Here is a 12,160-nt window from a genome sequence, read left to right as displayed (position 1 = left end):
GTTTAGGATTAGATTAAATCATTTTAATCATTTGATCTGTGGCATTAAAAAGCTATAATGTTGGGTCTTTTTTGCCACTGATTTCGCAGATTTTCACAGATGTGTTTAGGGTTTAATTGAATCATTTTAATCATTTAATCTGTGGCATTTGAAAAAAGTAACAATTCGCTTAATTCGGCGTTTTTATAATTTTAAGTTCCGGATATAACTTTTCCTCCAAAACATTTATTTTTACCGAATGAAGAAATCGGCTCCAAGACGAAAACCTGCAGTGCGAAAATCCAAAAAGAAGAATAATTTCTTCTCCGGAAACGTATTGAAATTTTCATTGTGGACATTTTTTATCCTTTTGATTGCGGGGACTGCCTATCATTATCGTGAAGGATTGGCTTATTATTTCAGTTTTAAAACAGATAAAAAGCTCGCAGAAGAAAAGCGTATTGCCGATGTCAGGATTTATCAGGTTTTAAGCAAACATGAGAATAAAGTATACGGTTTTGATGTGTCCGAATACCAGGGCGATGTAGATTGGGAAAAAGCAAATGCTATTGAAGAAAAATTTCCATTGGGATTTGTTTTTATACGTGCCACAGCAGGGAAAAATAGGGTAGATGCTACCTTTAAAGACAATTGGAAAGAAGCGAAAAAACATAAGCTGATTCGGGGTGCTTATCATTATTACCGTCCGAATGAAAATTCTATTGAACAGGCTGATAATTTTATCAAAACCGTAAAACTTCACAAAGGCGATTTGCCTCCGGTTCTGGATATTGAAAAATTACCCAAAGAACAATCTATCGACAGTCTTAAAGTCGGATTAAAGCGATGGCTGAAAAAAGTAGAAAAACACTATAACGTAAAACCGATCATCTATTCGGGAGAAAGCTATTATAATGATTTCCTTAAAGAAGAATTTAAAGGCTATACGTTTTGGATTGCCAACTACAATTTTTTTGAAGAAACCATCAAAGACGAATGGCTGTTTTGGCAATTCACAGAAAAAGCCACCGTACCCGGCATCAAAGGAACCGTTGATGTCAATATCTATAACGGCACACCAAAACAACTCCAGTACTTCACCATCAACTAAAAACAAAAAAACCGAAAAGCACCAACTTCCCGGTTTCATGTCTATTCTCTATCATCTATTTTCTACAATCAAAAATCCCAAATCATAAATCAAAAATCCCAAATCTAAAACTCCAATTTCTTCTTACGCAACTCAAAGTTTTGTCCCAAATAAACCCTTCTCACCATTTCGTCCTGAACCAGTTCTTCCGGAACACCAGCCTTTAAGATGCCACCTTCAAACATCAGATAGGTCTTATCCGTAATAGCAAGTGTTTCCTGTACGTTGTGGTCAGTAATAAGGATTCCGATATTTTTATTTTTTAACTGGGCTACAATTCTTTGAATGTCTTCTACTGCCACCGGGTCAACTCCGGCAAATGGTTCGTCCAATAAAATAAATTTAGGGTCGGTTGCCAAAGCGCGTGCAATTTCCGTACGGCGTCTTTCACCTCCGGAAAGCAGGTCGCCTCGGTTGGTGCGGATATGCCCTAAGCTGAATTCGGCAATAAGGCTTTCCATTTTGGCTTCCTGTTCCTGTTTGGAAAGATTGGTTAGTTGAAGCACGCTCATAATATTGTCTTCAATGCTCAGTTTTCTAAAAACGGAAGCTTCCTGTGCCAGATAACCGATTCCGTTTTGTGCTCTTTTATACATCGGATAATCTGTGATTTCGGTATTGTCAAGATAGATTTTACCGCTATTTGGCTTTACCAAACCTACAATCATATAGAAGGAAGTCGTTTTTCCGGCACCATTAGGTCCCAGAAGACCTACGATTTCTCCTTGATTTACTTCAACAGAAATACCTTTTACGACACTTCTTCCTTTGTATGTTTTGACCAGATTGTCAGCTCTTAGAATCATATTCCGATTTTTTAATCTTTATAAAATTGCCGAACAAATAAACGACTATTCAGAAAAATGCGGTTACTAATTAACAATTATTTATTTTCTTCCAGGGCTTCCCAAAATTCGTAAGCTCTTCTCAAATGCGGGATTACGATAGTACCGCCGACTAAAGTAGCAATACTCATGGCTTCCATCATTTCTGCTTTTGTGATACCTTCCTTGTAGCAGGTTTCCAAATGATATTTTACGCAATCATCGCAACGCAAAACGGCAGAAGCTACCAATCCAAGCAGTTCTTTGGTCTTTACATTTAGTGCGCCTTCCATATAGGCGTTAGTATCAAGGTTGAAAATCCTTTTGATGACTTTGTTGTCGTCATTCAGCAGTTTTTCATTCATTACCTGACGGTAATCGTTGAATTCTTTAACTAGATTGCTCATTTTTCAGCTTATTTTTTAGTACCCAGCCCGAAATAAAAATACTGAGTTCGTATAATATTAATAATGGAATTGTCACGATAATCTGGCTCACCACATCAGGAGGTGTCACAATAGCCGCAATAATAAGGATAATAACAATGGCATATTTTCTGTATTTCCTTAAAAATGTAGGTGTTATCAATCCTAATTTGGAAAGGAAAAACATAACAATTGGCAATTCGAAAACCAAACCACACGACAGCGTAGTGCTTCGTATTAGCGAGATATAGGAATCCAAATCAATATCGTTATGGATTTGCGTACTCACCTGATATCCGGCCAGGAAGTTGATGGAAAGCGGCGTAATGATAAAATAGCCAAACAAAACCCCAAGGAAAAACAGGAAAGAAGCCACGGCCAGGAACAGCTTGGCATTTTTCTTTTCCTTATCGTATAATGCCGGGCTGATAAATTTCCAGCATTCCCACAAAATAAAAGGAAAGGCAAGAATAAAACCGGCGGTTATAGAGGTCCAGATGTGCGCATTGAACTGTCCGGACATGACACGGCTCTGTACGTCGAAATTAATTTTATAATCACAAAAACCTTCTCCCGTACTTCCGAAGAATTTACTCACTTCGCAAAACCAACGGTAAGTGATGAAATTAGGGTCTTTTGGCCCGAATATAATTTTGTCAAAAATAAAATCACTGAAGAAGAATGCAACAGTGGAAGCGATGACTATAGCTAATGTACTTCTGATTAACAACCATCGGAGTTCTTCCAGATGGTCCAGAAACGACATTTCGTTTACGTTTTTCTTTTTAGCCATAATTTATACGATTCCTTCTTTTAAAATATCATGGAGGTGGATTACACCTAAATAATTGCCTTCATCCACTACAACCAGCTGTGTTATGGAGAAATCTTCCAGGATGTTTAACGCATCAACAACCATATCGCTGGATTTAATCATCTTCGGATTTTTGGTCATAATGTCTTTTGCAGTCAGGTCGTTAAAAGTATCACGGTCGTTAAGCATTCTTCGGATATCTCCGTCAGTAATGATGCCTATTACCTTGTCGTTTTCTACCACGGCTGTAACACCCAGTCTTTTTTCAGAAATTTCCACAATAACTTTTTTGATGCTCGAATCCGGAGCTACGACAGGTCTGTGAGTCGTGTCGAGCATATCTTTTACGCGAAGCAACAATTTTTTTCCTAACGCACCACCCGGATGGTATTTGGCAAAATCTTCGCTCTTAAAATCGCGAAGTTCCATCAAAGCCACAGCCAGGGCATCGCCAATAACGAGTTGGGCCGTTGTGCTGTTGGTAGGGGCAAGGTTAATTGGGTCACATTCTGACTCAACATACGCATTTAAGACATGATCGGATTCTTTTCCAAGAAAAGAAGTTAAATTTCCGGTAATCGCAATTAAAATGTTTCCAAAACGTTTTAGTAGCGGAACCAGCACTTTGATTTCCGGACTGTTACCGCTTTTTGAAATGCAGATAACGACATCGTCTTGCTGTACCATTCCCAAATCGCCATGAATGGCTTCTGAAGCATGCAGGAACATGGACGGAGTTCCGGTTGAATTGAGCGTCGCCACAATTTTTTGGGCAATGATTGCGCTTTTTCCTATTCCGGTAACAATCAGGCGACCTTTTGACTTGAAAATGATTTCTACGGCTTCGGCAAAATCGTTGGTGAGAAGTTCTGAAAGATTTGCAATTGCTTTACTTTCAGCTAATATTGTTTTTTTGGCAGACGCCAATATTGCTTCTTTTTCTATCAAAACAGATTTTTTATAAAATTTGTGGTTATAAAAGAAAGTTGTATCTTTATGTTGTGCAAATTTATGTAAAATACCATTAAAAAAGAATGAATTCAAACGAAATTGACATCCACAAAGAATTAAAAAAATATTTTGGCTTTAGCCAATTTAAGGGATTGCAAGAACAAGTTGTCAAGAGTATCATAAACAGAAATAATACATTCGTTATTATGCCTACCGGTGGTGGAAAATCCCTCTGCTACCAACTTCCGGCCCTAATCAAGGAAGGTACAGCAATTGTAGTTTCTCCGCTGATTGCCCTTATGAAAAATCAGGTGGATGCCATCCGAAGCCTTTCTTCAGAAAATGGAATCGCCCACGTTTTAAATTCATCACTTACAAAAACCGAAATAGCCCAGGTAAAAAAAGATATCGTTTCCGGAATCACAAAATTATTATACGTAGCACCGGAATCGCTTACCAAAGAAGAATACATACAGTTTCTCAAAAGTGTGCCGCTTTCTTTTGTGGCAATTGATGAAGCACACTGTATTTCGGAATGGGGACACGATTTCCGCCCGGAATACCGAAACCTCCGTACCATCATCAAACAACTGGGAGATATTCCCGTAATCGGACTCACGGCTACGGCCACGCCAAAAGTACAGGAAGACATTCTGAAGAACCTGGATATGGTCAATGCCAAGACTTTCAAGGCATCGTTCAACCGTCCGAATTTGTTTTATGAAGTACGCACAAAAACTAAAAATATTGAATCGGACATCATCCGGTTCATCAAACAGCATAAAGGAAAATCAGGAATCATCTATTGCCTTAGCCGTAAAAAGGTAGAGGAAATAGCACAGGTTTTGCAGGTAAACGGAATCAGTGCGGTTCCGTATCATGCAGGACTTGATGCCAAGACACGTGCCAAGCATCAGGACATGTTCCTGATGGAAGATGTTGATGTGGTAGTAGCAACTATTGCTTTTGGAATGGGAATTGACAAGCCGGATGTTCGTTTTGTCATTCACCATGATATTCCAAAATCATTGGAAAGCTATTATCAGGAAACCGGTAGGGCAGGGCGTGACGGCGGCGAAGGTCATTGCCTGGCTTATTATTCGTATAAAGATGTAGAAAAGCTGGAAAAATTTATGGCCGGAAAACCGGTGGCCGAACAGGAAATTGGTTTTGCACTTTTGCAGGAAGTGGTTGCCTATGCAGAAACTTCCATGTCGAGAAGGAAATTCTTATTGCACTATTTTGGAGAAGAATTTGACAGCGAAACAGGCGAAGGTGCCGATATGGACGACAACGTAAGGAACCCGAAGAAAAAAGTGGAGGCAAAAGACCAGGTGGTTAAATTACTGAAGATTGTTCGCGATACCAAACATCTATACAAATCAAAAGAAATTATTTTCACCCTGATTGGCAAAATCAACGCTACCATCAAAGCGCATAAAACCGATGCGCAGAGTTTCTTTGGCAGCGGTGCCGATTTTGATGAGCGTTACTGGATGGCTTTAATCCGTCAGGTTTTGGTAGATGGTTATCTGTCAAAAGATATTGAAACCTACGGCATATTAAAACTTACAGAAAAAGGAGCGGATTTTATCAAAAACCCGACTTCCTTTATGATGTCTGAAGACCATGATTATAACGAATCAGAGGACGAGGCTATCGTTACAGCAGCCAAATCTTCGGGTACGGCCGATGAGGTTTTGATGGGCATGCTGCGCGATTTGCGTAAAAAAGTAGCTAAAAAACTGGGCGTACCGCCATTTGTGGTATTCCAGGATCCGTCATTGGAAGATATGGCCTTGAAATATCCGGTTTCTATTGAAGAATTAGGTAGCGTTCACGGTGTTGGAGAAGGAAAAGCCAAGAAATACGGTAAAGATTTTGTTGAGCTGATTGGACGTTATGTGGAAGATAATGACATCATCCGTCCGGATGATTTGGTTGTAAAATCGACAGGAGCGAATTCGGCTTTGAAATTATACATCATCCAAAACGTGGACAGGAAACTCTCCCTAAATGATATTGCTAAAGCCAAAGGATTGGATATGGACGTTTTGCTAAAAGAAATGGAGCAGATTGTCTATTCCGGTACCAAACTGAATATCAAATACTGGATTGACGATATTTTAGACGAAGACCAACAGGAAGAAATCCATGAATATTTTATGGAATCCGATTCCGATAATATAAAAGACGCCCTTAAGGAATTTGATGGCGATTATGACATCGAAGAACTTCGTTTGATGCGCATTAAGTTTATTAGCGAAGTAGCGAATTAGGGATTTAGGATTTGAGATTTAAGACTTTAGATTTAAGATTTCAGGAAGCAGTAAAATTGTTTTCTGGAATCTTATTTTTTTATACCCACTCCTATACTATCGACTATCCACTAAACACTATCCACTTTTTTGATTTAAGATTTCAGAGGGCAGTATATATGTTTTCTGAAATCTTATTTTTTTGCACTCACTCCCAACTATCGACTATCCACTAAACACTATCCACTTTTTTGATTTAAGATTTCAGAGGGCAGCATTGTTTTCTGAAATTTTATTTTTTTTTTGACTCACTTCCAAAACTATCCACTAAACACTATCCATTCTCCACTATTTTCATTATCCACTTCTAAATCAAAAATCTTAAATCACAAATCAAAAATTATTCTTCCCAGATTTCCCCTCTATGCGGTTTCAAAGCATCCCTAACCGCAATCATATTCTCTTCTTCCACAACCATAAAAGCAATGGCGTGCATTTCGTGTAAGGTTTCGAATCCGGTGATGTTAAGCGGAAGCTTTTCGGCTTCGATAAATTCTTTAAGGTGGATTTCATGATGTTCAGCGGTTTTGGTGCCGGCAGGTCCCCTGAAATCCCATATAAGTTTAATTCTTCTGGACATTCTTTATTGTTTTTTAAAATGCAAATCTACGAACTTATAATCGCCTGTTCTTTTTTTGCATAGAATTAGTCTCAAAAGTTCAAATCACTAACATGAAACTTTGCGGCTTAGCGTCTTTGCGTGAAATAGTTGCTCGCAAAGGCGCAAAGACGCAAAACTTATTGAAATTTGTTTTTGGTATACGTTTCAGATAGTCAATAAAGTTTATATTTGGGAAAAGATGTATCATGAAAATATCCCACTATCTCTTTCTTTTTTGTTTTCAATTCAGTTTTTCACAGGAACTGACTTTAGAAAAAGCAAACCATCTCGCTACCTTACCCATCAAATGCCTGCAACAGGAATATCCTAACAAATTAGGACAATTATTACAGGACGCTACAGAACTACAATCGCCTAAAAAATTGCATCCGGCATTTTATGGCTGTTTTGACTGGCATTCCTCCGTTCACGGACACTGGAGTTTAGTCTATCTCCTAAAGCGATTTCCGAACCTGGACAAGCGTGATGAAATCATACAGAAATTAAAGGTAAACCTTTCCAAAGAAAACATACAACAGGAGGTAGCCTATCTTTCCAAAGAACATGAAAAATCGTTTGAACGAACTTATGGCTGGGCATGGTTGCTAAAACTGCAATTGGAACTGGAAACCTCAAACGAGCCGTATGCAAAAGAACTGGCCGATAATTTGAAACCGCTGTCGGATATAATCATAACCAGATATATCGAATTTTTGCCAAAGCTATTATATCCGGTACGGGCAGGAACGCATGCCAATACAGCTTTCGGATTGAATTTTGCGTGGGATTATGCCGTACATTCCAACAACCAGGCGCTACAAAAAAGTATTTGGGTAAATGCGATGCGCTTATTTCAAAACGATAAAGACTGCCCTTTTGCATGGGAACCCAGCGGAACCGATTTTCTTTCGCCTTGCCTGGAAGAAATGGGTATTATGCAGCGTATTCTGCCCCGTGAAGAATTCCTGAAATGGATGAAAAGCTTTGCGCCATCACTTTTTAATAAAAGGTTTACATGGGAAGTAGCAAAGGTTTCTGACAGAACAGACGGACATTTGGTACACTTAGACGGATTGAACTTTAGCCGTGCCTGGAACTTATATTCCTTAATTAATCAATATCCGAAAGAGTTTTGGTATTTAAAGGATGCCGCAGACAAACATCTGGATTTTTCCCTGCCTTCTGTAGTCGATGGAAACTACGAAGGCGAGCATTGGCTGGCTTCTTTTGCGTTACGGGCCTATGAAGAAAAACAAGAATAACTCATAAAAGGCGGACTGTTTGGCTGAAAAATAATTCTGAAATTATTTTCTACCTTTGCCCCATGCCAAGAGAATTTCAAATACAAGTAGCGCCCGAAGTGGCTGCCAATTCACAATTATTGACGGAACATGTTGCCAGACTGATGCAGGTAAATCCTGCCGGAATCAGGCATATTGCCATATTGAAACGTTCTATTGACGCCCGGCAAAAAGCCATCAAAATTAATCTGAAGATTCAGGCGTATTGGAAAGAAGATTTTCAGGAAACCAAAATTGCGCTTCCTGAATATAAAGACGTGTCCGGCAAGCAAGAGGTAATTGTTATTGGTGCAGGACCTGCGGGGCTTTTTGCAGCCTTGCAGTTGATTGAATTGGGACTAAAGCCTATTGTATTGGAACGTGGCAAAGACGTGCAGGAAAGACGCCGGGATTTAAAAGCCATCAACAGAGATCATATCGTAAACGAGGATTCCAACTATTGTTATGGTGAAGGCGGAGCCGGAACTTATTCCGATGGTAAATTGTATACCCGTTCTAAAAAGCGTGGCGATGTAGACCGTATTTTGGAATTGTTTGTTGGGTTTGGAGCTTCGGAAGAAATTCTGGTAGAAGCGCATCCACATATCGGGACAAACAAATTGCCGAAAATCATCAAGGCCATGCGGGAAAAAATTATCGAGTTTGGCGGTGTCGTTTTGTTTGATACACGTGTGACTGATATTTTAGTAAAAAACAACGAAGTAGAAGGAGTCGAAACCCAAAAGGGCGACATCATAAAAGCTTCAAAAATAATATTGGCTACAGGCCATTCGGCAAGGGATATTTTTGAATTGCTTGACCGAAAAAAATTTTTTATCGAGGCCAAACCTTTTGCCTTGGGTGTTCGTGCCGAGCATCCGCAAACGCTGATTGACAGCATACAGTACAGTTGCGATTTCCGTGGCGATTATCTTCCACCAGCGCCATACTCTATCGTAAAACAGGTCAACGGCAGGGGAATGTATTCGTTCTGTATGTGTCCGGGTGGCGTAATTGCGCCTTGTGCTACAAGTCCGGGTGAAGTAGTAACCAACGGTTGGTCGCCATCCAAACGCGACCAGGAAACGGCCAACTCAGGAATTGTAGTTGAACTCAAACTGGAAGATTTTAAACCGTTTGCCAGGTTTGGCGCTTTGGCAGGAATGGAGTTCCAAAAAAGCATCGAACAGCGTGCCTGGCATTTGGCGGGCGAAACCCAACGGGTTCCGGCACAGCGTATGGTTGATTTTACGCAAAGCAAGGTTTCTGCCGATATTCCAAAAACATCTTATGTTCCGGGAACGACTCCGGTAGAACTGGGACAGGTTTTTCCGGGCTTTTTAACGCAGATTATGCGTGAAGGATTTGTACAATTTGGCAAATCCATGCGAGGTTATATGACCAACGAAGCTATTTTGCATGCACCGGAATCCAGAACATCTTCACCGGTGCGTATTCCAAGAGATAACTTTTCGTTAGAGCATGTGCAAATCAAAGGACTCTATCCGTGTGGAGAAGGCGCAGGTTATGCCGGAGGAATTATTTCGGCAGCTATTGATGGTGAAAAATGTGCGTTAAAGATTGGGGAAAGTTTGGGAGTTATGGCTTCTTAAATTAGTAAATGATATTGTTTTGTAATTATCCGTATATAAATGATTACAAACGGCTAAGTGTTTAAATATGATGTATGTTTGTAATGCAAACTTTATTAATTTATGACACATTATTCACAAATCCATTTTGAAATGTACCTTGGGAGAGGCAAACGGGTGAAAGTCCCGAGACCGATTAATGTAAAAATTAATAGAGTTTGCAGTGACCTCTCCTTTTTTTATGAACTTATAATCCATACAAAATGCAAACTTCTAAAGGTCAAGGTGACGAGCTGAATCCTTCAGCCGACACAGCGGGTGATACACGAAACGTATCAAAGGTAAAAGTGTGGCTTACACCGTCTCAATCTGAATTTATTGAATTTGTTTTGTTTTATGGCGCTTCGGAATTATCGAAGTCGCTAAAATTGGTACATGATATGGCTTTATATCATTCTGATATTTCTATAAATGCTGACGAAAAGCGTGCGCTTTTTGGTGTGAAGTGTTTGTGGGAAGGAGTTGAGGAAATATAGAAAAACCGCTGGGAAGCGGTTTTTTTATCAATTTATTTGAAAGATGATGTGCAAAAAAAATATGAGAGCTGGAATTTCTATTAAATTATATAAAATATTAACCCCTTAGAATTGTATTTTAAAGTATTAAAATTTTAGTATGTCTCTTACTTTTCTCACAGTATAAATTATTTTACAATATTTCTTTTATTCTAGCTAAGTCAATTTGTGAAAAATATACCCAAATTCCATTATTTTTAGAAAATTCTTTATTGTCTAATCTAGGTTGATATAGTTGTTCAAATAAACTTCTCATGTCATTAGAAGATTTGATTTTACTGAGGGAGGCATCTGTCACGATTATTTTGCCACAAGGATTATGGTAATAGTTCTTGTATTTCAAGATTTCATTATCTAATGAGCCAATTACAAATTCTCGAATATTTGGACACTTTAAAATTGTACAACCAAAATCATTAAATGATTTTGTCAATTCACTTATTGTCCATTGATTTCTATTTGGATTTATTATTTCTAATGAGCCAATTAAGAAAGGAATTGTTAGTCCGTTTTGTATATAGCCTTTCAATTCAAAATGCTTAAGCAGTTGATGCCAATATGGAGGAGATAACTCTTTGTTCATATCGCTTTGTAGTCATAGCAAACTACAATTTCATCATTGCTTAACTTCTTGTAATCTAAATGTTGTATCAAATAATTTTCTATTTCTTCTACTGTTGGAGTATCATCGGAATTGGAAAAGTTCTTGTTTGGGAAACACCCTTGATGCGCTCGTGCCCAATTTTTTGGTGTTGTTGAGCTAATCACACCACCATTATTAAAGATAATGAAATGTTTTTTATTTATTCTTTTTGCCATATTAGATTGTTTTAAAATTTTTATGAGAAATAAATCAATATGAAATAATCGTATGCTTTTATTTTTCTCCTCTAGATGAAACCACTTTAGTGTTTATATTAAAAAGGTGGAATGCAACATTTGCCTTGTTTCTTGTACGTCTATCATCTGAAACAAAATAATCACAAGAAGAGGCATAATAGGCATGATTTGAATCCCATAATCGAGCATAGTTTGATTTTTCATTATATTTATCTTTCCAATAACCTACTAAATCCAATAATTCAAAAACACCGGCAAATTTATTATGCAGCCCAAAATCTTCATTATTGGGAAATTGAGCAATTGCATGGTCAATTAAATCAAGTAATGAGAATCCACCAAAAACATCTTTTTTTTCATTTATCTGTTCAACAACTTCAACAGGATTATAATTATTTAACTTGGTTATGTCTAAATTTAATTGACTTCTAAATAAGGCTTTTTGTTCTTCACTAACATTATTTACCATGCCTTTCATTGTACTTTGTCCAAATTTCACCTCTGTAATTGTTTGATAAACAACTGATGGTATTTGAATTTGCTTATGCACGATTTTAGTTTTTAGCTCATGAAATAAATAGTTGTTGTCTGTTGTTTCTGTAATAGTATTAAATCGTTTTTTTAAGCGCTCCTTAATTTCTTCAGTACTTCCTTTAATTTCATGAGCTTCTTGTAAGTGAGCTGAAGAATAAAAAAAGCGATTAATGTTGACATCAATATTATTTATTATAGTTTCTTTAGAAATATTATTTTGTTCTATGTCAATTAATATGTTATTGTCTAGATATGCGTGCATGTTATTTTTGTTTTA

General features: G+C 37.9%; 13 protein-coding genes. 5 read left to right on the top strand and 8 right to left on the bottom strand.

Annotation, left to right across the window (positions count from 1 at the left end; translation table 11 throughout):
* Positions 1-238: 238 nt before the first annotated feature.
* Complete coding sequence (locus ASG38_RS07190) at positions 239-1,090, top strand: glycoside hydrolase family 25 protein (RefSeq protein ID WP_056068630.1); 852 nt, start codon at positions 239-241, stop codon at positions 1,088-1,090.
* Between the two features lie 104 nt (positions 1,091-1,194).
* Here the strand turns inward: ASG38_RS07190 and lptB are convergent, their stop codons facing one another.
* The 4 genes from lptB to ASG38_RS07170 all read right to left on the bottom strand — a co-directional run bounded on the left by lptB (position 1,195) and on the right by ASG38_RS07170 (position 4,140).
* A complete protein-coding gene (gene lptB / locus ASG38_RS07185) occupies positions 1,195-1,935 on the bottom strand; it encodes an LPS export ABC transporter ATP-binding protein (RefSeq protein ID WP_056068628.1) in 741 nt (246 codons plus the stop codon).
* Between the two features lie 77 nt (positions 1,936-2,012).
* Positions 2,013-2,360, bottom strand: a complete 348-nt coding sequence (locus ASG38_RS07180) for a carboxymuconolactone decarboxylase family protein (RefSeq protein ID WP_056068627.1) — start codon at positions 2,358-2,360, stop codon at positions 2,013-2,015.
* Entirely contained in the window at positions 2,344-3,171 is an 828-nt protein-coding gene (tatC, locus tag ASG38_RS07175; protein WP_056068624.1) for a twin-arginine translocase subunit TatC, read from the bottom strand. Before tatC ends, ASG38_RS07180 begins: the two co-directional genes overlap by 17 nt.
* 3 nt (positions 3,172-3,174) lie before the next feature.
* Positions 3,175-4,140, bottom strand: a complete 966-nt coding sequence (locus ASG38_RS07170) for an SIS domain-containing protein (protein WP_056068622.1) — start codon at positions 4,138-4,140, stop codon at positions 3,175-3,177.
* Between the two features lie 86 nt (positions 4,141-4,226).
* On the opposite strand from ASG38_RS07170, the gene recQ reads away from it, so the two are divergent.
* Positions 4,227-6,422, top strand: coding sequence for a DNA helicase RecQ (recQ, locus tag ASG38_RS07165; protein ID WP_056068620.1), 2,196 nt, complete (start codon positions 4,227-4,229; stop codon positions 6,420-6,422).
* Positions 6,423-6,801: 379 nt separating this feature from the next.
* Here recQ and ASG38_RS07160 read toward each other — a convergent pair whose 3' ends face one another.
* Positions 6,802-7,041, bottom strand: a complete 240-nt coding sequence (locus ASG38_RS07160; RefSeq protein ID WP_056068618.1) for a hypothetical protein — start codon at positions 7,039-7,041, stop codon at positions 6,802-6,804.
* Between the two features lie 227 nt (positions 7,042-7,268).
* Between ASG38_RS07160 and ASG38_RS07155 the strand changes: the two genes are divergently transcribed.
* The 3 genes from ASG38_RS07155 to ASG38_RS07145 all read left to right on the top strand — a co-directional run bounded on the left by ASG38_RS07155 (position 7,269) and on the right by ASG38_RS07145 (position 10,470).
* Complete coding sequence (locus ASG38_RS07155; RefSeq protein WP_056068616.1) at positions 7,269-8,324, top strand: DUF2891 domain-containing protein; 1,056 nt, start codon at positions 7,269-7,271, stop codon at positions 8,322-8,324.
* A 62-nt stretch (positions 8,325-8,386) separates the two neighbouring features.
* Complete coding sequence (locus ASG38_RS07150; RefSeq protein ID WP_056068614.1) at positions 8,387-9,955, top strand: NAD(P)/FAD-dependent oxidoreductase; 1,569 nt, start codon at positions 8,387-8,389, stop codon at positions 9,953-9,955.
* 242 nt (positions 9,956-10,197) lie between these two features.
* Positions 10,198-10,470 carry a hypothetical protein gene (locus ASG38_RS07145; RefSeq protein WP_056068611.1) on the top strand — a complete coding sequence of 91 codons (273 nt, stop codon included), beginning with the start codon at positions 10,198-10,200 and terminating at the stop codon, positions 10,468-10,470.
* 172 nt (positions 10,471-10,642) lie between these two features.
* Here ASG38_RS07145 and ASG38_RS07140 read toward each other — a convergent pair whose 3' ends face one another.
* The 3 genes from ASG38_RS07140 to ASG38_RS07130 are packed head-to-tail and all read right to left on the bottom strand — an operon-like array spanning position 10,643 to position 12,145.
* A complete protein-coding gene (locus ASG38_RS07140) occupies positions 10,643-11,092 on the bottom strand; it encodes a hypothetical protein (protein WP_056068610.1) in 450 nt (149 codons plus the stop codon).
* A complete protein-coding gene (locus ASG38_RS07135; RefSeq protein WP_056068608.1) occupies positions 11,089-11,328 on the bottom strand; it encodes a hypothetical protein in 240 nt (79 codons plus the stop codon). The genes ASG38_RS07140 and ASG38_RS07135 overlap by 4 nt, the downstream gene beginning before the upstream one ends.
* Before the next feature lie 58 nt (positions 11,329-11,386).
* Complete coding sequence (locus ASG38_RS07130; protein ID WP_056068606.1) at positions 11,387-12,145, bottom strand: hypothetical protein; 759 nt, start codon at positions 12,143-12,145, stop codon at positions 11,387-11,389.
* Between the last annotated feature and the right edge of the window lie 15 nt (positions 12,146-12,160).

The organism is Flavobacterium sp. Leaf359 (assembly GCF_001423985.1).
GTDB classification, from domain to species: domain Bacteria; phylum Bacteroidota; class Bacteroidia; order Flavobacteriales; family Flavobacteriaceae; genus Flavobacterium; species Flavobacterium lindanitolerans.
Note: the sequence above shows the minus strand (reverse complement) of the source record. Positions and strands in the feature narration are given on the sequence as shown.